Origin of the sequence: Chryseobacterium luteum (assembly GCF_000737785.1) — a bacterium.
In the GTDB taxonomy this organism is placed as follows: Bacteria; Bacteroidota; Bacteroidia; order Flavobacteriales; family Weeksellaceae; genus Chryseobacterium; species Chryseobacterium luteum.
Map to the genome: position 1 here is coordinate 1 of NZ_JPRO01000031.1, position 22,654 is coordinate 22,654.

The 22,654-nt window shown below is 37.4% G+C and carries 18 protein-coding genes and 1 pseudogene; 10 read left to right on the forward strand and 9 right to left on the reverse strand.

Annotation, left to right across the window (positions count from 1 at the left end):
* Positions 1–205: 205 nt before the first annotated feature.
* Both IX38_RS20545 and IX38_RS22185 read left to right on the forward strand, forming a co-directional pair.
* On the forward strand, positions 206–1,384 hold the full coding sequence (locus IX38_RS20545; RefSeq protein WP_131368741.1) for a hypothetical protein: 1,179 nt from the start codon (positions 206–208) through the stop codon (positions 1,382–1,384).
* 19 nt (positions 1,385–1,403) lie between these two features.
* Positions 1,404–4,883: an RCC1 domain-containing protein gene (locus IX38_RS22185; RefSeq protein ID WP_084680364.1), complete on the forward strand. Its 3,480-nt coding sequence runs from the start codon at positions 1,404–1,406 to the stop codon at positions 4,881–4,883.
* Positions 4,884–5,113: 230 nt separating this feature from the next.
* Here IX38_RS22185 and IX38_RS20555 read toward each other — a convergent pair whose 3' ends face one another.
* Together IX38_RS20555 and IX38_RS20560 are read right to left on the reverse strand one after the other, a co-directional pair.
* Positions 5,114–5,662 carry a hypothetical protein gene (locus IX38_RS20555; protein WP_034707849.1) on the reverse strand — a complete coding sequence of 183 codons (549 nt, stop codon included), beginning with the start codon at positions 5,660–5,662 and terminating at the stop codon, positions 5,114–5,116.
* 200 nt (positions 5,663–5,862) lie between these two features.
* On the reverse strand, positions 5,863–6,723 hold the full coding sequence (locus tag IX38_RS20560) for a hypothetical protein (protein WP_034707850.1): 861 nt from the start codon (positions 6,721–6,723) through the stop codon (positions 5,863–5,865).
* Between the two features lie 119 nt (positions 6,724–6,842).
* On the opposite strand from IX38_RS20560, the gene IX38_RS20565 reads away from it, so the two are divergent.
* The gene (locus IX38_RS20565) at positions 6,843–7,607 is read left to right on the forward strand and encodes a putative phage abortive infection protein (protein ID WP_034707851.1); all 765 of its coding nucleotides are present in this window, start codon (positions 6,843–6,845) and stop codon (positions 7,605–7,607) included.
* 128 nt (positions 7,608–7,735) lie between these two features.
* On the opposite strand, the gene IX38_RS20570 is transcribed toward IX38_RS20565, so the two are convergent.
* Complete coding sequence (locus IX38_RS20570; protein WP_051884972.1) at positions 7,736–8,017, reverse strand: helix-turn-helix domain-containing protein; 282 nt, start codon at positions 8,015–8,017, stop codon at positions 7,736–7,738.
* A 643-nt stretch (positions 8,018–8,660) separates the two neighbouring features.
* On the opposite strand from IX38_RS20570, the gene IX38_RS20575 reads away from it, so the two are divergent.
* Positions 8,661–9,182 (forward strand): hypothetical protein, encoded by a 522-nt coding sequence (locus IX38_RS20575; RefSeq protein WP_034707852.1) that lies wholly within the window; start codon positions 8,661–8,663, stop codon positions 9,180–9,182.
* 811 nt (positions 9,183–9,993) lie between these two features.
* On the opposite strand, the gene IX38_RS20580 is transcribed toward IX38_RS20575, so the two are convergent.
* Complete coding sequence (locus IX38_RS20580) at positions 9,994–10,992, reverse strand: SDR family NAD(P)-dependent oxidoreductase (RefSeq protein WP_034707853.1); 999 nt, start codon at positions 10,990–10,992, stop codon at positions 9,994–9,996.
* 389 nt (positions 10,993–11,381) lie between these two features.
* A complete protein-coding gene (locus IX38_RS20585; protein WP_084680366.1) occupies positions 11,382–12,524 on the reverse strand; it encodes a helix-turn-helix domain-containing protein in 1,143 nt (380 codons plus the stop codon).
* Positions 12,525–12,780: 256 nt separating this feature from the next.
* Between IX38_RS20585 and IX38_RS20590 the strand changes: the two genes are divergently transcribed.
* The gene (locus tag IX38_RS20590) at positions 12,781–15,678 is read left to right on the forward strand and encodes a TonB-dependent receptor (RefSeq protein ID WP_034707855.1); all 2,898 of its coding nucleotides are present in this window, start codon (positions 12,781–12,783) and stop codon (positions 15,676–15,678) included.
* A gap of 21 nt (positions 15,679–15,699) precedes the next feature.
* Positions 15,700–16,527 (forward strand): tyrosine-protein phosphatase, encoded by an 828-nt coding sequence (locus tag IX38_RS20595; protein WP_034707856.1) that lies wholly within the window; start codon positions 15,700–15,702, stop codon positions 16,525–16,527.
* A gap of 178 nt (positions 16,528–16,705) precedes the next feature.
* On the opposite strand, the gene IX38_RS20600 is transcribed toward IX38_RS20595, so the two are convergent.
* Complete coding sequence (locus IX38_RS20600) at positions 16,706–17,395, reverse strand: Crp/Fnr family transcriptional regulator (protein WP_034707857.1); 690 nt, start codon at positions 17,393–17,395, stop codon at positions 16,706–16,708.
* 281 nt (positions 17,396–17,676) lie between these two features.
* On the opposite strand from IX38_RS20600, the gene IX38_RS20605 reads away from it, so the two are divergent.
* From IX38_RS20605 to IX38_RS23385, 4 genes are all read left to right on the forward strand, one after another.
* Positions 17,677–18,048, forward strand: coding sequence for a glycine cleavage system protein H (locus IX38_RS20605; protein WP_034707858.1), 372 nt, complete (start codon positions 17,677–17,679; stop codon positions 18,046–18,048).
* On the forward strand, positions 18,045–18,641 hold the full coding sequence (locus IX38_RS20610; RefSeq protein WP_034707859.1) for a methyltransferase domain-containing protein: 597 nt from the start codon (positions 18,045–18,047) through the stop codon (positions 18,639–18,641). The genes IX38_RS20605 and IX38_RS20610 overlap by 4 nt, the downstream gene beginning before the upstream one ends.
* Before the next feature lie 547 nt (positions 18,642–19,188).
* Positions 19,189–19,914, forward strand: a complete 726-nt coding sequence (locus tag IX38_RS20615; protein WP_034707860.1) for a YoaK family protein — start codon at positions 19,189–19,191, stop codon at positions 19,912–19,914.
* A 592-nt stretch (positions 19,915–20,506) separates the two neighbouring features.
* Positions 20,507–20,641 (forward strand): hypothetical protein, encoded by a 135-nt coding sequence (locus IX38_RS23385; RefSeq protein ID WP_262483462.1) that lies wholly within the window; start codon positions 20,507–20,509, stop codon positions 20,639–20,641.
* 22 nt (positions 20,642–20,663) lie between these two features.
* Here IX38_RS23385 and IX38_RS20625 read toward each other — a convergent pair whose 3' ends face one another.
* The 3 genes and pseudogenes from IX38_RS20625 to IX38_RS23295 all read right to left on the reverse strand — a co-directional run.
* Entirely contained in the window at positions 20,664–21,152 is a 489-nt protein-coding gene (locus IX38_RS20625; RefSeq protein ID WP_394331196.1) for a hypothetical protein, read from the reverse strand.
* A gap of 899 nt (positions 21,153–22,051) precedes the next feature.
* Positions 22,052–22,216, reverse strand: a complete 165-nt coding sequence (locus IX38_RS23095; RefSeq protein ID WP_165570758.1) for a hypothetical protein — start codon at positions 22,214–22,216, stop codon at positions 22,052–22,054.
* A 267-nt stretch (positions 22,217–22,483) separates the two neighbouring features.
* Positions 22,484–22,600, reverse strand: a pseudogene (locus IX38_RS23295) (IS982 family transposase); the annotation flags it as partial.
* Between the last annotated feature and the right edge of the window lie 54 nt (positions 22,601–22,654).

A 22,654-nucleotide genomic window follows, 5' to 3' on the forward strand; every position in this document is an offset into this window, starting at 1 on the left:
TTTTTTTTTCATTTATTATTGTATTGTAATTCATTAAAATATCAGGTGAAAATCCAGGCATTACTTATCGGATTATAGACTGATTTTAGCAATTACAAAACGTTTGTATCCGGAAAATACAAGGGTTACTGCTATTTATGATCAGGCACATTATTTAAATCAAACTATTACATTTAATACTAAACCATTCAAATTTTACACTATTATGACAAAAAAACTACTAATCATTGCCTTCACAGGCTTATCGTGTACTATGGCTTTTGCAGCGGATCTATATGTTAGAGATGGGGGAGCAGGCGGGGCCTATCCTACTGTAAGTACAGCCATCACAGCAGCTTCAGACGGGGACCGTATCATCATCCAGCCTAAAGCGAATGGAGAGGCTTATGTAGAAAATCTGACGATCAACAAATCGCTGATTTTTGTTTCCGAAACCAATTATACCAAGTATATCATTCAGGGAAATGTAACCATCAATCCGGCAACGGGAAGAACGGTGACAATCAGCAATATGAGCTCAGGCTATTACGGCAGTTATAATGTACAGGCAAATTTTCCAATAGGTACAGGAAGAACTTTCGTTAATATCGTGAACTGTGATCTGCATAATGTTTTAACAGACAAAGTCAATTTCACTACCAATATCTCCGGTTGTACGATTAGTGGAATCCTGAAGTTTTCTCACGGAAGATGTACGGCTAATAAAGCAGAAAGTATTGCTGTGGTAGCTACGCAGGATAACAGTCCTATTGGATCTGATATTGAGGTTTACGGGAATGTATCTAATTCATTTATATCCAATTCACAATCCAATTATAATTTTAAGTTCAGCAATAATTTTTGTACCGGTATTTATATTTATAATATCAAAGCAGGAAGCTCTAACGAAATCATTAACAATACCGTTTATAATCCTATTCCCGCAGATACGGCTCCGCTTTACGTCAACTTAGGTAATAGCACTAATGCAGGGAATATTGCTATTATGAACAATGCCGCTTCTTTTGTGGTAGGAGGGACTAATGCCTGCATTCAAAACAAAAGTAATAGTGTTGCGATAACAGCTAACTATAATGTATTCACCAATACTTTTGTAGTAGACGGTAATATGACGCAAAGTGACAATTCAGGATCATTGAACCTGAACTTCAACAATGTAGCCTATACAGTGACCGGTATGAACGTAAATGCCGGAAATCCTGGTATAAAATATACTGATTTGGACTTAACAAGAAACGACGCAGGGCATTATGGAGGCTCTAACAGCTGGACGAATTACTGGCCTGCAAATAATGGTAATAAACCTCAGGTAAACTATCTGTCCACCCCAAGATCTATTACCAGCGGAACATTTAACGTCAGCGGGTCTGTTTTTTCCAAATAATTTCTAATGAAATAGCAATATGAAAAATTATATCTATAGTATAATTGCTTTGTTGATGGTCATGCTGTGCCCGGCACAAGTATTGATCAACCAGGCAGAATATTTTTGGGATATCGATCCGGGAACAGGAAACGGGACTCCGGTATGGGCTGCCGATGGGACTTTCGATAACGTTGTTGAACAACTTTCCAAAACAGACATTGCCACACCGGGCAGCGGCTTACACAAATTCAGCATCCGTGTCAAAGACAATACGGGAGTTTGGGGAGCGGTTTTTACCAACATTATTGATGTTCAGTCCAATCAGACCTCTGCCATAATAGCTGTTTCTCAGGCGGAATATTTTTGGGATACCGATCCGGGAGCCGGAAACGGGAATCCCGTATTGGCAGCCGATGGTACTTTTGACAGTGTTATTGAACAACTCAGTACAACAGGAGTTACCACACCAGGTAGCGGTTTGCATACATTCAGTGTCCGCATCAGGGACAATATGGGAATTTGGGGACCGGTGTTTACCAATGTCATTAATATTCAGCAAACTTCAGCATCTCCAATAATTACTGTTTCTCAGGCGGAGTATTTTTGGGATACTGATCCGGGTGTGGGAAATGGAACAGCTTTATTGGCTGCTGATGCCAATTTTGACAGCTCTTTTGAGCAGCTGACTGATGCAGGAATTGCTTTACCCACTAATGGCTTGCATGTGTTTAATGTCCGTGTGAAAGACAATATGGGTGTTTGGGGACCTGTTTTTAGAAATGTTATTGATGTACAGACCACGGCTTTTACAGGCTGCTGGCAAACCCTTGCTACAAGAGGGGACTATTCGGTAGGACTCAAAACAGACGGAACATTGTGGGCATGGGGAGTTAATGGCGATGGACAATTAGGGGACGGAACCACATCTTCCAGATCTGTTCCTGTAAAAATAGGAACCGCAAATGACTGGAAAAGCATTTATGCAGGTCATAAGCATACCCTTGCCATTAAAACAGATGGAACACTATGGGCCTGGGGAGATAATTTTTATGGGCAATTAGGTGATGGAACTTTAATTGACAGAAAGGTTCCTACTCAGATAGGAACAGCAACGGACTGGCAAAGTCTTGGTGGCGGAATTGAACATTCAGTAGCACTCAAAACCGATGGAACGCTTTGGACCTGGGGACGTAACGGCAATGGGCAATTGGGAGATGGAACTGCCATTGCAAAAAATATCCCAACACAAATCGGTACTGCCACTAACTGGAAAAGTATTCGTGCTGCCAATTATCAGACGTTAGCGATAAAAACCGATGGAACGCTGTGGGGATGGGGAATTAATACCTCCGGACAACTTGGAGACGGAACTGCCGTTTCAAAAAATATCCCAACACAAATTGGAACTGCTGCTAATTGGAAAAGTATTGATACGGGAGTTCAGCATTCGGTAGCAATCAAAACAGACGGAACGTTATGGACCTGGGGAAATAACGTTAATGGGCAACTTGGAGACGACACTGCAATTTCAAAATATACCCCAACACAAATAGGAACAGCAACCAACTGGCAGACTGCAGCGGTTGGAAATAGTTTTACATTCGCAACAAAGACAGACGGAACAATTTGGTCATGGGGCAGAAATAGCTTTGGACAGTTGGGTAATGGTGCAAGTGGAGGAAATAGTACATCACCTGCACAGGTAGATTCCTCTTCAGACAATAGGCAGGTTTTTGCCGGAGAAAGTCATATTCTTGTACAAAAATTTGACGGTTTTCTAAAAGCTTGTGGACGAAATGATAATTGGCAGTTAGGGGACGGTACTACAATTAACAAAAATACATTAACTCCTATGGCTTGCCCTGGATATTGTATTCCTCCAACACCACTTTCATCAACCAATATTACTTCTGAAACAGCTACTCTCAACTGGACAGCAGCAACTGTGACTCCTGGCCAGGGGTATGTGTATCTTTATAGTACAAGCCCAACAGTCGGAGGTATTGAAGGATCTGTTCCCTCTGCTTCTACAACAGCAAATCTGACCCATTTATTACCGGATACCACGTACTATTGGTGGGTGGGATCCAATTGTGGATTCAGCCCGTTGATCTGGATGCCGGGAGGTTCCTTTACTACACTTCCTACCACGGCAACAGGCTGCTGGCAAAGTGTGAGTGCAGGGATTAACCATTCATTGGGGATCAAAAAAGACGGAACACTATGGGCCTGGGGAAATAACTATGATGGAGAGCTGGGAGACGGAACTATGATCAATAGAAATACCCCAACACAAATCGGGACCGAAAATAATTGGACGAAAATAGTGGCCGGAGCTTATTTTTCAGTAGGTATGAAAGCCAATGGATCAATATGGACCTGGGGAGAGAATAACAGAGGACAGTTAGGTGATGGAACTACAACCACGAGAAATATTCCAACGCAGGTAGGAACCGCAACAGACTGGGTGGATATTGCAACGGGGGAAAGGCAGACATTTGCTATAAAATCAGATGGAACGCTTTGGGCCTGGGGCTATAATTACAGGGGACAGTTAGGTGATGGTACCATCATTAGCAAGAGCATACCTGTACAAGTCGGAACGGCAACAGACTGGCTAAGCATCACCTCCGGAGAATCTCATACTCTTGCTGTAAAAACAGATGGAACGCTATGGGCCTGGGGAGATAATTATTATGGACAATTAGGTGATGGTACTGCAATAACAGTAAGTTCCCCTATTCAAATAGGAACGGCAACGAATTGGAAAACTGTTACTGCAGGAACCGATCATTCGATAGCCCTCAAAACAGATGGAACGCTATGGACCTGGGGGTATAATGACAGGGGACAATTAGGCAACGGAACTACAAATCCAAAGAATATTCCGACACAAGTGGGAACAGAAAACAACTGGCGAAGTGTGAAGACCGGCACATATGGTTCTACTTTAGCCGTAAAAACAGATGGAACACTATGGAGCTGGGGCTATAATGGCTGGGGGCAATTAGGAGATGGTACAGAGACCAATAGATTTACGCCAATGCTTATCGGAACGGCAACTGATTGGCAAAGTATTGCAGCGGGAGGCAATAATACGCTTGCTATAAATACTAAAGGATTTCTGGCAATCAGTGGCTATAACCTCAAGGGGCAGATAGGAGACGGTACTTATATTCAAAAGAAAATTTTCACACCTGTTGCCTGTGGTACAAGTACTGTGACTGTTAATAAAATTTCGACTTTCGCTAAAGCCGGTTTAGCGGTTGAAATTTCAGCAAAGGCAGATCAGTTGAAAGTCTATCCCAATCCGGTACAGGATATCCTGAACATTTCGTGTGATCAGAAGATGCTGTCCGTAGCGGTTTACAATGCAGCCGGACAGCAGATAATTACGAAGACAATCAATGATACTAAAGGAACTATTGATGTTTCCGGACTTGTATCAGGGGTTTATCTGGTTAAAGTGAATGCTGCTAATGACCTGGTAAAAACGGTAAAAGTTATCAAGCGGTAATAGTAAAACTTGAATACAAAAAAGGTTTCTTTAGACTCGAAATCTTTCAAAATAGCGCCACTTAAAAAATAAGTGGCGCTATTCTTTTACATCTGTTTTTGATAACCCAATATTCTTTTTTCTGATAACAACTGCGCAAGGTTTCCTTACTTTGAGCCAATAAAACAATCTCCAAAGCCGCGAGGCTTTGGAGATTCTATTCTATATTCTCTACAATATTGTAGTGATTATTATCTTGGAGCATTAAATGTTGAATAGTAAAGAAAGACAGGAAAGTACTTAAAAGTTAATGTTTTACCGATAGTATATTCATCACTTCCATATATTTTGGAGAAATCGAAAATGGTAAACTTTTTTTCCGGAGTATTATAAATCATTTTTATTAAGCTGGTAGCCGATGGCTCTGTTTCGTAGGTAAACAAAAGTGTTTTGCCATCTAAACTGTATATTTTACGGTTGTCGATTCCTGCTTTTAATTTTGTATCAACACCAGTCTCATCCAACTTTGCTTTATACATTAATTTTTGCTTGCCGTTTTCGGTAATATACACATCTGCATTTTTATGTTGTGCATCAAATTTGAAGGTGACAAATTCTTCAAGCTTAGAAAGGCTGTTTTCAAATTGTTCATCCCCGGGCATTACCTTGATTTCAGCGTCTTTAGGCATTTCTAATGGTCCAGGCCTTGATGGGGCTGCTTGTTTCTTTTTTTGTGCCGTTACATTCACTGCCGAGAATAGCATTACAACAGCGACTAGCACTAATTTTGAGTTTTTCATGATTTTTTTTGCAATATTAAATAAAATTATGGTTGTAGAAAAAAATACATGAATTTTTTTGTAGGATAAACGAATACGAGCAGAGGCTCGCCTAGCATGGGAATTTATAATGCTAAAAACCATACGAAAGGATTCGTGCGGTAGCGGAGGCATCCGGCTACCGGAGAATTTCCACTCATGGCTCTCAGAAATAATTGTTATTAAATATGTTGTCTATTTCCCCAATAATACATCGATGGCTCTTTCACGGTATTATCCTCCCAGATAAAGAATGGTGGTATCTCTACCTTTTTATTTCTAATCATATCATCTTTTGTTTCAAATAATACTTCAGTGATGCTTTTAAATGATTTATCAATTAACCATTTAGCAGCGAATGCCAATGTTGTTGGAATATTACCATTCTCTTTTGTGAAATCAGGAAAATGTCCCTTTAACGTATCTGTAACCAAAAATCTTACTTTGTTATTTTCATAACTAAAATGAATATTTCCAACAGAGTGTTCTGTGTGAATCAAGTGAGACCTGTGCTTTATTAATGGGTAGACAAAAGCAGAATCTATTTTTTCGAGAGATTCTATCATTTGAGAGCTACAGTACATATTTTTTTTGATATTTTTATCGTGTTTAAAAAGATTCCATTTAGGATTATTTAACTCTGATTTGCCATGAATGAAATTTATTAAACTAAATAAGTAATCGAAAATAGAACAGATGTGATAAACCATACTGTCAAATAAAGAATAAATTTCTTCTGCAGCCTGTGTTTGATATGTATGAAATTCTATTCTATTTTCTATTGGCGAAATTTTTTTTAAATTCGTTTCGATAATATCTTGAAATTGAAGCAAAAGATTAAAATGAAATCTCGCACTTTGAAGTCTAAAAATAACATTATCCCTATACTTGAATATTTCAGCATCCCCAAGTTTATCATTAATGTAACACTTATAATCCATTGCTACAGCAAGAAATCTATTGTGTAATCGAGTAAATTTCTCGTCTATTCTTTTTGCTTCTTCAAGTCTATCACCTATATCACGTAAGTAATTATTTCCCATAAATCAAATATAATGAAAATCCCCCACCGTAGCCGAGGATAAAATTAAAACCATGAATACCATTCTGTTGACTAAATAATCTTTTGTATATTCGAAAAAACTAAAACCTTAATTTTCAAATGAAAGAAAACAACGATGGGAATATTCCTTTCTATGTAGCTTTAGCCATATTTATTATTTTTATAGTACTTGGATTGACATATATATTACAAGGCTCAAGTAGTTACGATGATAGGGGAACATTTGGAGATATGTTTGGCGGTGCTAATGCCTTATTTACAGGATTATCAGTTATAGGTCTTTTATATACAATACTACTTCAAAGAAAAGATTTAAAACACCAGCAAGAACAGCTAGAGTTACAAAATAAAGCTACACTGCTACAAAATTTCGAAACTACATTTTTTAATTTAATAAATGTCCATCATCAAATTATAAATTCAATGCAGTTAATTCATCAAGTTACAAGTAGCGGAATAAAAACTGAAATTATTAGAAATGCAAGAGGAGTATTTTTACATCTTTTTGGGCTAATTCATAAAAGTCTTCATAATGATGGAACGAATTTTTCTCAAGTTTATTCAAGAGTTTATATGCCTTTAAATTTCCATCTTGATCATTATTATAATAATTTACTTCAAATTATTAAATATATTGATGAATCAGAAATCATCAACCAAGTATTGAAAAATAAGTATTGCATGATTTTGTCAAGTCAATTATCAGAACATGAAAAAATAATGGTATTTTATCACATAATTTATATTAATTACGGTGATGAATTTAAAAATTTGGTTGAAAAATATGATATATTAAATAATTTTAATTATGATTTCATAGTACCGGAAATATTGGCACAGAAATACAATCCAAAAATGAAATAGGTTTATTTATTTTCCTTTAAATATGAAGAAAAGGGTTTGTAATTGGTGGACATATTGATCTCTAATTATCATCGTAATCTCCCAATTTCACTAACCATACTTTGAAGGTCTACAAATTAAAACTCTCGTCAGGATTTATTTGATAGTTTAATGTATTTTTTCATATCAAAATCAAAGAGTTCTTGTAGTGTTACATTAAGTTCTTTGCTTATTATGAGTAGAGTATCATATCGGGGATTAGTATTGCCTCTTTCTAATTCTCCTATTGTCTTTTTTGCATGCCCGGTTCTTAAGCCTAATTCTTCTTGTGAAATAGGCTTATTTGTCTCGGGGTTTATAACTTTCTTTCTTAATTCAGAAATTCTATAACCAAGAGCTTTTTTACAGTTATTGAGGTCGATTTCATTCATTAACTGTAAAATTCTACGTTTGGAATTAAAATTTAGGATACTTATATGTATCTTTTTTAGTTTTTTTTATTACATTTGTAAAATAAGTTACAATAAAAGTAGCTTTGCGATACTTCAAAGAATATTAGAAGCTATTGCTTAGAATCTTGTCATTGAAAACTGGTAATTTTTAGACACACAAGACGATAAGCAGGAAGCTCACGACCTAGGCGTGGGCTCTCTTATCTGTGTGCAAGGTATACCAGTGCCTCAATGACAGATATTGTAGAGTTCATGCCGTTTTTTATTTTCATGCTGTTCTTCTTTCTACAATCATTTTTTCTAAGCCTGCTTTACCACATAAAGTATCATGATATGTTACAATGGGGTGTACAATCCATTGCGGCTTTAGGGCTTTCACGGGAACACGGATTTATTTTTATAAACCATTAAGGTAAATGAAGAGGATAAGATAAGTTAAGCCCCATCAAAGATGGATGAAGCATCTCGCTGAATAAATAGCTTCAGCTATGATCTTAACGATTCTTAATCACTTAAAAAGCTCTTAACGGTTAAGAAAAATCATTGTCAACCATTAATTATTTTGAGAATCATTATTAAAAAAATCACATTTATTGTATCACCTATTAAAAAACACAAACACATGAAAAATAATAGAACAGACTTTGAATCCCGTCTTTGGGCAGACAGCAGACAGTATTCCGGGGTACAGCTCATGGAGACCTTTTTTCAGTTCAATGATCTGGCTGCCTCTAAAGAAAGGCTAAACAGCATTATGAATTACGCGGTGAAAAGGAATAGCTGCATAAAAGAAGATCCTTCCGTTATCATTCACTTTCGCCAATGTATACAGTCGTTTGTCCGGGCATGCTACCTCATTGCACTGGAAGAAAAGAAACGGACCGCCAGTACCCAGCTGGAAAATACCGCTCCATTACTTCTCGGCCTGCTTTCGGAGAAGGAATACCAAAATCCTCTGTTGGTTTTTAAAAAAGCGTTCAGAGAATACAGCATCAAAAAAATTAATGTAATAATGTATAGTTTTAGGAGACAAAGAAATAATCAATCCTTGATTGATTTGATAAAGCGAGCGTTTTACCGGCAGCTTAATCAGCGGAGAATCCGCAACTCTTTGCTTTCCTTAAAAATTAAAAGTGTCTTATAAAAACTTTGCGTTAAAAAAACTTTCTCCGCTCTCAAAAGAAATTAAGTTCATCCGAATAGAAGAGTTCTTTAACGCAAAGGTTTAATATAATAATGTATAGTTTTAGGAGACAAAGAAATAATCAATCCTTGATTGATTTGATGAAGCGAGCATTTTACCGGCAGCTTAATCAGCGGAGAATCCGCAACTCTTTGCTTTCCTTAAAATTAAAAGTGTCTTATAAAAACTTTGCGTTAAAAAAACTTTCTCCGCTCTCAAAAGAAATTAAGTTCATCCGAATAGAAGAGTTCTTTAACGCAAAGGTTTAATGTAATGATGCATAGTTTTAGGAGACAAAGAAATAATTAATCCTTGATTGATTTGATGAAGCGAGCGTTTTATCATTCAGCTTAATCAGCAGAGAATCCGCAACCCTTTGCTTTCCTTAAAATTAAAATTCTTTAAAGCTGAAAAGACTTAGAGCCTGTTTAAATTTTTAAAATCTCGCTGATTGGGCAGATGACGCATATTTTATAACTAAACCTGTTTAAATTTATATCTTATATAGTTGGCCAAACGCAAAGGCGCAAAGATTTTATCTGAGATAAAATTTCTCACTTTTTATTATAGAATTTTTGCCGAAAATCTTTGATTTTCTTGCGCCTGTAAACATCCACAGTTTAACACTTTGCGCCTTTGCGATTTTCCAACAAATAAGTTTAAACAAATTCACTGAAATAAATCTGCGTCATCCGCGAAATCTGCGAGAGAAATAGGTGTCTTTAATAATTATTTCTGCATTATAATTTTATTGAATAAAATTTAAACAGGTCTAAATATTAAACAATACCCCTGTCAAATTCTCACTGAGCTCCCATAGCCTTTTAGCGTTGGCCTCGTCCAGGGAATAAACTTCTACGCCGTAGGATCCGGCACTTTCCACACTGTCTGCCAGCCTCGCAATGTCATTATCTTCACAGTACACTCCTCCGATGTTGTCAAGATGTGAACTTGTTGCACACCACACAGTTGTTGCCGCTCCCTGCGGAATTGATTTTAATTTTGCAGCCACCTCAGGAAACATATTCCCATCTGCATCCACAAAGCCCATTTTCTGGAATAGCTCCAATGGCGCCTCCCTGCCAAGCTCAGTACCTGCTATTGAACCGGGATGTACCGAATAAGCCCTTACATTATATTCTTTGGCACGGTTGTCAAGTTCAAGTGAAAACAAATTGCTTCCTGTTTTGGACTGTCCATAAGCATGCAGTGTTTCGTATTCTCTATGCAGAAAATTAGGATCTTCAAAATTGAAAGGAGCCATTTGATGTCCCAATGAGGATAGGTTAATTACCCGGGCACCGTTGGCTTTTTTTAATGCAGGAAACAATCTGGCTGTCAGATGGAACTGCCCGAGGTAGTTGGTTGCCAGCTGCGATTCTATTCCCCTGCTGTCTCTGCGCAAAGGTACCCACATGATTCCGGCGTTATTAATAAGCAGATGCAATGGCCTCTCTGATAAAAGGAACTTTTCAGCAAAGGCATCAATAGATAGGGGATCCATTACGTCCATCATCTCAATTTCTATATTTTCCACACCTTCCAGGTTTTTTTTCGCTTTTTCCACATCCCTTGCCGGTACAATAACAGTAGCCCCTGCAGCAGCAAGCGTTTTAGTTGTTTCAAGACCGATTCCGGCATTCCCGCCTGTTACAATTACAATTTTACCTGTAAGGTCCACTCCGTTAATTATATCACTTGTTGTTGACTGTGCGTTAAATCCTGAACCGATAGGCTGTTGTAACGCTCCTTGATAATTGTTTGTTTTCATTTTATTTATTATTAAAAAGTTATAGGACAAAATTACCGGGAATACAGCTGCCTGATTTTGTTTATAAAGTCAAATTACTTTGTTTAAAATGTCAACAGGAAATAATTTAGTTTTATAGAGGCTGATTAAATAAAAAACAACCGGAAAGTATTGTGCGTTATGTAAGGAAAACAGTATTGATGTAGATCACTTCATAACAGGCGGCGATTCAGAAGGAAAGACTCCCCCTGAATTTGGTTTTCAAATGAATTGTATTTTTAAATAAAGAAAATTGGTAAGCTCAATTTGAATGTACTGCTTGTAATTAGAGCAAGATCTTATAGTCTTGAAAAAGATCAGGAAAAATTAAGTGAACAGTTTTAGGAATTGTTTTCATTCTTATCCCATCATCAGGCCATTTCTACATTCCGGTTTTTAATCAGATTTTTGTAATATTCTGAAGGTGTTTTGCCAATAATTTCTTTAAAATACCGATTAAAAGATGATTTAGATTTAAACCCCGCATCGTAAGCCAGAGACAGAAAATTGATATCCTCATTCTTTTCTACGGCTTCCACGATACTGTTTTTAAAATAATCGATCCTGTATTCATTGATATATTGGTAGAATGACTTCTTTTGATAACCATTCAGCATTTCACTGATTTGATACTTGTTGATCTTGGATTTAAAAGCCAGCTGATCCAGGGTTAACTCACAATCCCTGAACAGTTTTTGCATCCGTACAGATTCATCCAGTTTTTGCCACAGATCTTTGAATTTTAATTCATAATCAATTGTATGAACTGCTGCTTCTTCAATTAGATCCTTATTTTCTATTTCAATTTGCGCTTTTAAAACAGCGTCCGGCGAATTTCTATTTTGTATTCTGAAGCTTTTTCGGATAATTAAAAGACAAATGATCAATAAGGTAAAATAAGTCAAACTTCTGATGATAATATTGATCGTACCAATATCCTGCGGAAACTTCAATTGCAGTATTTTAGAAACAGGAATAAAAGATTCTATAAAAAGGATACAGCACGAAATCTTCATAATTACACCATACTCAACAGGCTGAAGCAGCGTTCCTTTATTTTTATTGGCGATAATAATACTCCTTACGGGATAGTAAAGATTAATTATAAATATTAAGCTCAGGCTTAAATCATTGTATAAATCCAGCAATCTTTTATCAACTCTGTTGAGAATCAGAAAAACACCGGAAACTGTAAAATAAGCAATCATTAAAACAAAAAACGGAAGAAAAATATACCATTTTTTGGCCACCAGAAAGTCTTTTTTTGTTTTTCTTAATGTGTATAAATAAATGATTGGCCCATAACAGACTGAAATAAACGTATTCATCTGCTGCCTGATACTCTGATCCGGTACATAACTGAAAATAATAAACTTAATAATTAAATGCACTGCAATGGCAGAAAGCAGAAAAATAAACAGATAATTGGAGGATGCTTTCCTGTCTCTGACCAGCAAAAGCCAAAGTGCAACAAGTGCTTGAAATGCTCCTATGATAATAATATACTGCATCATTTATTTTATACAAATCAATAACAATTACATCACTTTACCGCCTTTAGATTATTATTTATTTATTAAAAATTTTCCAGCGAATTAATATTGAGTTCATGAATAAATAACAAACAGTTAAAGAATGTTAATTTACTGATAATCATATAAGTAAACGTGTCTTTCCAACGAGTGGCACGTTGGGGTGGCTGGTTTTTTTTGTGGGACGAAAAGGACAGGAAATCTTTACACTTTTGCCTTGAAATAAATCTAAGTCATTATGAACAATCCAAATTTCACCAATTTCTCTGAACAAAAAAAGAGGGTTATCCAGATATCCGCTTTTTTCTTTTTGGCTTCTTTTGGAACCATCCAGGCACAGACAATCAAAGGAACTGTTGTCGGGAAAACAAACGGTTCGCTTCCCGGGGCCAACATTTCTATTGTAGATGCTGATGTAAAATCGGTTTCCTCGATAGATGGAGATTTCCATGTACTTTCCCCCAAACTTGGAGAAGTAAACCTTAAAGTAGAATACATCGGGTACGAAACTAAAATTTTTCCCATTACCATAAAAGAAGGAACCAACGATATTGGGTACATCACCATTGAGCCGGAAAATAAAGCAAAAAACGACAAGGTTAGCGACATTCAGGAAGTTACGATAAAGAGGTCAAATGCTTTAACCCAGGCCAAGGCCTACGAAATGAAAAAGAACAACAACGCAATTATGGAAGTAATTGCCGCTGATGCCATCGGAAAATTGCCGGACAGAAACGCAGCAGAAGCCGTACAAAGGGTACAGGGTGTTGCGGTAGCAAGATATCATGGAGAAGCCGATCAGGCTACCGTGAGAGGAACACCTTTTGCGTGGACTTCTACATTATTAAATGGAAACAGGCTTCCCAGCGCAAATGTTTTAGGGAACAGGTCTTTCGTATTGGATGTAGTGCCCTCGGAATTAATTCAATATGTACAGGTTGCCAAAGCGATTACTCCGGATATGGATGCAGATGCCATTGGCGGAAGCATCAATTTTATTACCAGAACTGCTCCTGCGAAGAAAACATTGAGTGTAAGCGGAGCCGGAGGCTACAATACGTTCTCACACAATGCCACTTATAATGGCTCCATTGTATATGGAGACCGTTTTTTCAAAAATAAGCTGGGTGTGCTTTTGTCCGGTGCAATCTGGGACAGGCAATGGGGAGCTGATTCATTTGATGTAACCTACAACACAGGTCTTACAAATGCTGCGCAGAGAAAATCCATCAATACGGTGATGATGAAAAGATATATGGGCACGAGAAGAACCATCGGCTTAAATGGTGGTTTGGAATATAAATTCAATGCCAATAATAAGGTCTACTTCCGTGGAATGTTCAATAAGTTTGATGACATCCGGCCTGTTTACGAATCTTATGTAGATTATACAAATAGCAGATACCAGTACAACTTCAGATATTCTCATTATCAGACGGAATTATACGGAATGGAATTGGGCGGAGAGCACAGTATTACCTCCAAACTCAATGTAGACTGGGCAGTCAGCGATTACACAGCAAAATATTTCCTTGATACACCTCCTGCAAACGAAGTAAAAGGTCTTCCTATCGCTACATTCCGTCAAAAAATATTGGGAGGGTTCAATAATCTTTCTAGTGACGGCAAGAGATATTGGGGATTTGACTCGCCGAATGGAGTTGGTGGGGAATATGAAGACTACGGCTCTGATGTAAAAGATCCGAATGAAGTAATGAACCCGAATAAATTATTGCTGTCCCAACTGGTCATTGCAAAATTGGATAACAACGAAAGAGACCAAATCGCAAGAGTGAATTTGAAGTATGACATCAATTCAAATATTTCATTTAAAATCGGAGCAAAATACCGGAATAAAGAACGTGAAAGCACCTACGGATACAATGCCGTTTACGCTCCGACCACGGCTAATTTGTTGAGCCTTTCTCAGCTATCCACAACAAATCCTCCAAAAGGAACCGATTTTCTGGGCGGACTGAACGGTAATTACAACCCATACGTTATGAATCCTCCTACGAAAGATCAGCTGTTCCAAATGTTTTCACCGGAATTTTTGCAGCAGAATGCTTTTAAGGACTTTTCTAATGTTGCATCCAATGCTACAAGTGTTTATACCGGGGAAGAATCTGTTTTTGCAGTATACGCGATGGCAGAGATAAAAGCTACTGAAAAGTTTAAAATTGTAGGAGGATTCAGAAACGAATCTACGAGATTAACATTGAATGGAACAAAATCCACCGTGTCAGGAACATCTCCAAACACAACCACTGTACTGAGTCCATCTGTAGTGGAAAGCAATTACAACGCATTTTTACCGATGCTGCATCTGCGATATAATTTCACGCCACAGGCTAATGTAAGATTTGCCTACACTAAATCATTTATCCGTCCTAATTTTGGTGATGTTTCGCCGGGATCAAGCATAGACAATACGGCCAGCCCGAACAGGATCACACGCGGAAATCCGGATTTGAAACCCACGTTCAGTCAGAATTTTGATTTGATGGGAGAGTATTACTTCAGCAACATCGGGATTGTTTCCGGAGGTGCATTTTATAAGAAAATTTCGGACATTGTATTCTCCGATGCATCAATGCTCAATGTTGGCGGGACAGATTATATGGTCACTCAGTCCAAAAACCTCCAGGATTCCAACTTATATGGATTTGAAGCCGGAATCAACAAGCGTTTTGACTTTTTACCGAATTTCTGGAATGGTTTCGGGGTAGAGTTTAATTATACTTTCATCAATTCCAAAGTGGACGTCCCTAGAACTTCTGGTGATATTATTGATAAATCATCACTTCAAAATCAAGCCAAAAACTTATTCAATGCTATTCTGTATTACGAGAACAGCAAATTAATGGTTCGTTTGGCGGGTAATTTCAGAGGAAAATCCGTCGAATCGTTTAATCAGGCATTAGGTCCGGATTATTACATCTGGTCAGACAAAAACTTCACCATCGACTTCTCCGCTAGTTATGACATCAGCAAAAAAGTTAAATTATTTATTGAGCTGAATAATTTAAGCAACGAAAGTTTAAGACAGTATATGGGAGACAACAAGAAAAGAATCACGTCTCAGGAATGGTACGGAAGCAGAGGGCAAATGGGTGTCCGCTGGCAAATATTTTAATTAAAATTTAATCATTTATATATGAAAAAAGCAGTATCAGTAATTGCATTATTTGCGTTGGGAACAACCATAATGAATGCCCAGATCAGTGACAGCCTCCGCCGTGTTGTAAAAATGGATGGTGCGTATAATTTCCGGGATACCGGCGGTTACAAAACCACAGACGGAAAGGAAGTCGTCTTAGGAAAAGTATACAGAAGCGATGCGATCAACAAATTATCAGACAGGGATCTCGTCACTTTTAAAAATAAAAAAATAAAAACAGTGGTAGATTTCAGGGGGACTGAGGAAGCCAAAAAAGCAATGGATAGACTTCCTGAAAACACAAGCTACCTGTTGTGTCCCGCCGGAAGCGAAAATCTTCCGAATGTCCAGGATATGGCAAAGCTGCTAAAAGAAAAAAACTTTCTGACCGGAATGTACGGAGAAGGAGGACTGCCGTATTTCGGGGAAAGATACAGAGCCCTGTTTGTACAGTTGCTGACTTTGAAGCCGGATGAAGCATTGCTGTACCATTGTACAGGCGGACGGGACAGAACAGGAATGGCTTCTGCATTATTTCTTAAGATATTAGGAGTTCCGCAGGATGTTATTGAAAGTGATTATGTAGCGTCTAATTTTTATCTGGCAAAAAACCCGACCATGCAGCAAATGTATTCCGGGCTTTCAAAAATGTCCGGTTTAAGCGAAAGTCAGGTAAAAGCTGAAATGGAACTAAGGCCGGAGCTCATCAGAACTTTTTTTGCTGCCATCAACAAAAAATACGGAAGTATCGAAAACTTTTTCCAGGTAGAAATGGGAATAGGGCCAAAAGAAGTGGCTGTCTTAAAACAAAAATATACAAAATAGCATTCATCTTTTTAAGATTTATTTTGAATAAACCGCCTCACACAGAGGTGGTTTTTTGCGAAATGCTGTTGGTGGGCATCTGCTATCAGCGATATGCTTAGCTTCAAACTTCCGGATGAGGTTCCTTTGATGAGTATCTAAAGTCAGGGGACTTAAAATAGCAAATAATGAGGGTTCATTAATAAAAATTGGCGATCTGAGTCAACAGATTAAAATTGATTAACTGTATTTTACGGCCTTCCATCAAAATAAGATCATCCTCTTTAAAATCATGAAGTATCCGTGCCAGTGTTTCATTGGCTGTACCGGCCATATTGGCTAAATCCTGGCGTGACAAAGTAATGAATACACTGTCTTCATCACTCGTATTACTTGCTTTGTACTTGTTATGTAAAATTAGCAGGCTCAGAGCGACCCGCTCTCTGACGGTGCGCTGGGATAATACGGTCATGAGGTTTGCCATCACACTGAATTCATGGCTTAGGCTTTTTAAAAGTAATCTTGAGAATACTGCTGACTGATCCAGTAATGTAAGAAAATCATCTTTTGAAATAAAAGAGATGACAGAATTTTCAAGGGTCTGTGTGGTATCTCCATACGACTCATCACTCAAAATAGCCGAATATCCAAAAAACTCCCCCGAATTGTAAATGTAGATGATCTGTTCCCTGCCATCATTATCTACCTTGTATTTTTTTACTTTCCCTGATTTTAAATAAAAAACTCCATTGGGAATGGTACCGTCAGTGAATACCGCTTCATTCTTACGGTAATTTTTATGATGCATTATTCCCCTGAGCAGATCCTTATCACACTCAGGAAGCTCTTCGTAAAGATATTGATTATTAAAAATAAATTTTGAAATCATAGTATATAACAAAACTAAGCTATTTTTGTTTAAGGAATAACTTGACTTAAATCAAATTTTATCAGGACCTGGATCATGATAATTTAGCGGTAAACTGCTTACTTTTACAGAATAATATTGAAATCGAACCGCTGGGAGAAAAATTAAAACAGCATGAAGTATCTGGAGGTGTATGTCTCCATAGATAATTCCAATATTGGAAATGAAATTTTCATCAATATCAGAAACAAACCGTTAGAGCAATTGTTGTTAGCCCTTCGTTTAAAATAAATTGAATCAATATGTTTATTCCCCAAAATCTTTACTATACCGAAAACCACCTGTGGCTAAGAAAAGTAGGATTGTATGATTTTTGTATAGGCATCACTGATTTTGCTCAAAAAGAAATAGGGGAGATTAACCTGATTGAGCTTGATTTAGAAGCCGGTACGATAGTAAAGTCGGCTTCATGGGGATCGGTTTACGGAATCAATTCAACTTTTCCCCTTATTGCACCCTGTGAATGTAAAATTACAGCAGTGAATGCTATTTTAAGCACTAAGCCTTCCCATGTTAATACCGACCCGTATAATAATTGGTTTTTGAGTATTTCAACCTATCTTTCAGCCAGCGAATTTTTAACCTATGAAGATTATAAACGATTTGTTAAATGATTTTTAAGCATCTTAAATTAAATATCGACGTAAAGGACAGTGAGTTCAATGCGCTCTATCCCGTTCATATCAAAGAACTGGCAAGCCGTCACTGGACACCTATTGCAGTGGCAAAAATGGCTGCAGAGTATCTGGCGGAAACCCCAAACAGTAAAGTATTGGATATCGGCGCCGGTGCCGGGAAATTTTGTTTAGTGGGAGCTGCTTCTACCCAGGGGATATTCTATGGGGTAGAACAAAGGGAATCCCTTATTAAGATATCAAAAAAAATAGCAGAAAAGCACAAAATTTCTAATGTGAACTTTATTCATTCCAATATCAACGAGATTTCCTTTTCTGATTATAATGCATTTTATTTTTTTAATTCATTTTATGAAAATATAGATCTTACATGTTCCATTGATGATAAAGTATCTACAGACAAAGATTTATATTATATCTACTCCGACTATGTAAAGGATCAGCTTGATAAAACACCGGTAGGAACACGTTTGGTGACTTACTGGAGTAAGTGGGATGAAATTCCGGCCAGTTTCGATTTAGAAATGACCGACTGTAACGGATTGTTGAATTTTTGGAAAAAAATAAGCTAGTCTGAGCAGGAAGCTGGAACCGCCTGGTTGCTGAAATAATAAAAACACATGATAGAAATGAATAAACAGAATACATAAGTCTGACCTTTATGTATATTTTTTTTAGTATTACTACAATTTTTTGTAGTAATACTTTTTAAACATTCATCTCGTCTCAAAGAATTTATATATCATGAATTTGTTTAAACTTTTTTGTTGGAAAACCGCAAAGTCGCCAAGTTTTAAACTGTATGCATGTTTTCAGGCGCAGGAAAATCAAAGATTTTCAGCAAAAACTCTATAGAGGTTGTTTAAAATTTTAAAATCTCGCTGATTGGGCAGATTAAGCTGACTTTTATAAATGAAATAAATCTGCGGGAGAAATCTGTTCTTTAATCATTATTTCTGCATCACCATTTTATTGAATACAATTTAAACAGGCTCTATAATAAAAAGTCAGAAAGTTTTATCGCAGATAAAATCTTTGCGCCTTTGCGACTGGCCAACTGTATAAGATATCATTTAAACAGATTTCATCTTATAAATTAATATTTAAACGCCACAAAACATGTTTCGACATAGAGGTAAACGGAGAACCTATTTTCATAATCTTAAACTTGCATCAGCACTTTCTTTCGTTGCGGGTATCGTTAATATTGCCGGAGTGTTATCTGTAAAGGTTTTAACAACCAATGTAACGGGGCATTTTGCTTTTTTTTCTGAGGAAATACTTTTTAAGAAACATCAGACTGCCTTTATATATTTACTTTTCATCCTGTTTTTTCTTACGGGTTCTTTTATATCAAGCATGATTATTGAATTTTTATCAAAACGGAAAAAAATGCGCCCACATATTTTTCCTATTATGATAGAAATCGCACTTTTATCTTTTGTGGGGCTATCTGGTTATTACCCATTGGGTTTTTCCCTTTCTTCCCATATGATTGCCTATCTGTTGCTTTTTTCTATGGGGATTCAAAACTCTTTGGTAACCAGGGTTTCTCAATCAGTGGTAAGAACAACCCATCTTACAGGTCTGTTTACAGATTTAGGAATAGATTTGTCCCGAATATTATTTAATAAAGAATATGCGGTTCGCCAGCAACTTAAAAAAAGCATAGTTCTGAAATTGGTGATTATTGCATGTTTTTTCTGTGGCTGTATTATAGGAGGGCTTTTGTATAAGCTTTTTGATATAAAAACACTGTTGTTTGCCTCGGGATTTCTTGTTTTTATAATCTGGTATGACAGGATTTTGTACAGGTATTATTCTTTGAGAAGGAAACTGAGATAGATGATATGTCCTGGAAATAAATCAGTATGCCATATAATTAACTGAATTTGCAGCTTTGCGACTGGCTCCCCTGGAAAACAAACCACCCCGTCAAAAATTCTTTCGAATTTTCGCCACCCCTCCGGAGGAGGGGAATTTTTTCGGGTGTAAGTTTGGATTGAATATTTGTCTTACATTTTTCTAAATGTGAACAGCCCTTTCCGCCCCTATGCGCCACAAAATTCCCCTCCCTCAGAGGGGTGGATTCTTTCGAAGAAAGAAGACGGGGTGGTTTAAACACCATACAATCACTCATACACTTACACCAACCCAAAATTTGACGTTCCGAACCCCAACCGACACGTCCAAAACCTATCCCAACACGTTCCGCAGAAGTCCCGACACGTTCTGTAAAGGTTTCGACACGCTGTACCACCTATCCCGATACGTTCATCAGAACTCCGGCGGGGTTACGAACGCCTTCAATGGGGTTATCAACACATCCGGACACGTTATACAACCTCTCCGGACAGGTAAAAGACCTCTCCCGACATTTCCGGAACGTGTGCTGAGGAGTAAATAACCTCTCACGGCCACTAAATAACGTCTGAGGATGGCTGAAAGACGTCTCCAAACCTGTGCGAAACGTATCGGAAGCAGCAGGAAATGTGTGCAGGGCATTCTATGGACGTATCCCAACCATGGAAAGCCGGTTAGAAAGCATAAAAATACCCCTCTGGATAAGTAGAGGGGTGGTTGGTTGTTGTTATTTACTTTTTCTCCTCGGGTGGAGCAGCAGCCGTTGAATTTTTCATAAAGAACTGTTTCAGATCTCTGTACTTGTCTTCAAATCCCGGTGCCGAAGTCCCCGCTTTGTAGGTCGTGAAAGAATAATCTACCAATCCCGACTGATAGTTGTCGTAATCGTGAAGCGTTTTGGCATTATTCAGTCTTGTAATGACGCTTTCGAGCCTGCTGATCATGGTTTCCATGTTGTTTCGGGAGCTGTAATCTCTGTTGAATTCGTCCCAGTCTACTTCGGGAGAGCTCAGTTTGGGCTGGCTCTGGTTGTAGTCGTAGACTTTGTTTACAAAGAGTTTGTTTTGCTCGTTGATGCTGCCGTAATTTTTACGGTCCTGGGCTGAAAGATTGACTGTGATTTCAGCAAGAGCGTTTTCCAATGCCGCGATGGCATCCTGTGCCGCAGTGACCTTTGCACTGCTCAAATGCGTAGAGTTCAAATTTGTTAATCCCATCATTTTTGATTTTAAGGGTTAGTATATAAAATCGTGTGTTTTTGTTTTGAGGAAAACTAAGGTAGGAAAAATTTGAAATGGAAAAAAATAAGCTGTAGAATTTTTTGAGAATGAACGATATAATAATAGAACCAATTATCCACGGTATATTAAACGTTATACTCATTAAGAGGCTGTTTAAAAATTTAAAATCTCGCTGATTGGGCAGATTACCCATAATTTTATAACTGGAGATAAATCTGCGCCATTCGTGAAATCTGCGGAAGAAATATATTTCTTTAGTCATTATTTCAGCATTATAATTTTATTGAATACAATTTGAACAGGCTCTAAATGAATATGTATTCTCTGCCGGCGCGGGCATCTTGCCCGTATCCGCTCTGTAGGAATGGGCAGTAGTGGTTATCCTTGTGATAAAAAATTACAATCTCCAAAGCCAGAAGAATTCAGAGATTGTATTACTATCTTTTAATAATGCAAATTACTTTTTAGGCGCAATGAGTATGGAATAATATAAAAAACGGGAAACTTCAAAAACGTGTTTTTTCTGCGAAGGAAATAATTCAAAAACTACTCGTTTTTCCACGTCCTGATCATACAAAAGAAAAATAAAATAACCCCTGATAATTCAGGGGCTTTGTTTTATTTGGGCAGCATAATTATACGCTGGTTTGCGCTATCTCATCATTCTTTTCTTATCATCTACCATACGCTGAAGAAATGCGTTACGATCGTCGATTGACATATTCAGGATCCTGTCAATATCATCCAGCTTATTTCCGTTATGTGCTCCGGTTCGGATGTGTTTTTCCTGTACGATTTCTAGATCTTATTTTCGGGTTCTTCTCCGTTCGTGAGACCATATACTGCTTTTTGAAGATATCAATTAAATCAATTCCGATTTATGACTCCTCAGTTTTTGGCTTAAAGTTTCTCCCAACACCTTGTCTTAGAAATGTAATTTTCCCTTGTGTTTGCTTGGCTTTTTCAAGAACTTCCATTGCTCTTGTTCGTTCGTTCATTCTACCTGCATGGGTTATACTCCCTTGATTTTCAATTTTATTCATACTACAAGATAGTGAAAATAATTCACAAAAGCAAATAGCAGACATTCCCAAAGATTCCCGGCAGTGATTTTTTGTGGGCTGCTTTAATTAATTGTTTTAAATTTTTTAGTGTAGAATATCTGGGATTTTAAGATTACGAGTCACCGTTGGCGCAAGCGTCTCGCTTGTTTCCAAAGATTATAAACTGATACTAGCAGAGGTTCGCACCAGCATGGGAATTTATAATACTAAAACCACACGAAAGGATTCGTGCGGTAGCGGGGGAAAAACACCGTTCACAGAACAAACCGCATAAAGTTTGTAGCCATAAAAAGACATTTGCTGTGATGCGCAAAAACCTCTGTTTGGATAACAATACTGTTCATCTTTACATATTTTATTCCGACACTTAAAAATAATTCCTATTTTTGGGAACAATTAATTTTTAACCAAAAAAGG

Bases quoted from the DNA above. Each gene is read 5' to 3' on its own strand.
- IX38_RS20590 (WP_034707855.1), top strand. From the start codon at position 12,781: ATGAACAATCCAAATTTCACCAATTTCTCTGAACAAAAAAAGAGGGTT.
- IX38_RS20560 (WP_034707850.1), bottom strand. From the start codon at position 6,723: ATGGGAAATAATTACTTACGTGATATAGGTGATAGACTTGAAGAAGCA.
- IX38_RS20565 (WP_034707851.1), top strand. From the start codon at position 6,843: ATGAAAGAAAACAACGATGGGAATATTCCTTTCTATGTAGCTTTAGCC.
- IX38_RS20575 (WP_034707852.1), top strand. From the start codon at position 8,661: ATGAAAAATAATAGAACAGACTTTGAATCCCGTCTTTGGGCAGACAGC.
- IX38_RS22185 (WP_084680364.1), top strand. From the start codon at position 1,404: ATGAAAAATTATATCTATAGTATAATTGCTTTGTTGATGGTCATGCTG.
- IX38_RS20585 (WP_084680366.1), bottom strand. From the start codon at position 12,524: ATGATGCAGTATATTATTATCATAGGAGCATTTCAAGCACTTGTTGCA.
- IX38_RS20600 (WP_034707857.1), bottom strand. From the start codon at position 17,395: ATGATTTCAAAATTTATTTTTAATAATCAATATCTTTACGAAGAGCTT.
- IX38_RS23385 (WP_262483462.1), top strand. From the start codon at position 20,507: ATGGCTGAAAGACGTCTCCAAACCTGTGCGAAACGTATCGGAAGCAGC.
- IX38_RS20580 (WP_034707853.1), bottom strand. From the start codon at position 10,992: ATGAAAACAAACAATTATCAAGGAGCGTTACAACAGCCTATCGGTTCA.
- IX38_RS20555 (WP_034707849.1), bottom strand. From the start codon at position 5,662: ATGAAAAACTCAAAATTAGTGCTAGTCGCTGTTGTAATGCTATTCTCG.
- IX38_RS20625 (WP_394331196.1), bottom strand. From the start codon at position 21,152: ATGATGGGATTAACAAATTTGAACTCTACGCATTTGAGCAGTGCAAAG.
- IX38_RS20610 (WP_034707859.1), top strand. From the start codon at position 18,045: ATGATTTTTAAGCATCTTAAATTAAATATCGACGTAAAGGACAGTGAG.
- IX38_RS20570 (WP_051884972.1), bottom strand. From the start codon at position 8,017: ATGAATGAAATCGACCTCAATAACTGTAAAAAAGCTCTTGGTTATAGA.
- IX38_RS20615 (WP_034707860.1), top strand. From the start codon at position 19,189: ATGTTTCGACATAGAGGTAAACGGAGAACCTATTTTCATAATCTTAAA.
- IX38_RS20545 (WP_131368741.1), top strand. From the start codon at position 206: ATGACAAAAAAACTACTAATCATTGCCTTCACAGGCTTATCGTGTACT.
- IX38_RS23095 (WP_165570758.1), bottom strand. From the start codon at position 22,216: ATGAATAAAATTGAAAATCAAGGGAGTATAACCCATGCAGGTAGAATG.
- IX38_RS20605 (WP_034707858.1), top strand. From the start codon at position 17,677: ATGTTTATTCCCCAAAATCTTTACTATACCGAAAACCACCTGTGGCTA.
- IX38_RS20595 (WP_034707856.1), top strand. From the start codon at position 15,700: ATGAAAAAAGCAGTATCAGTAATTGCATTATTTGCGTTGGGAACAACC.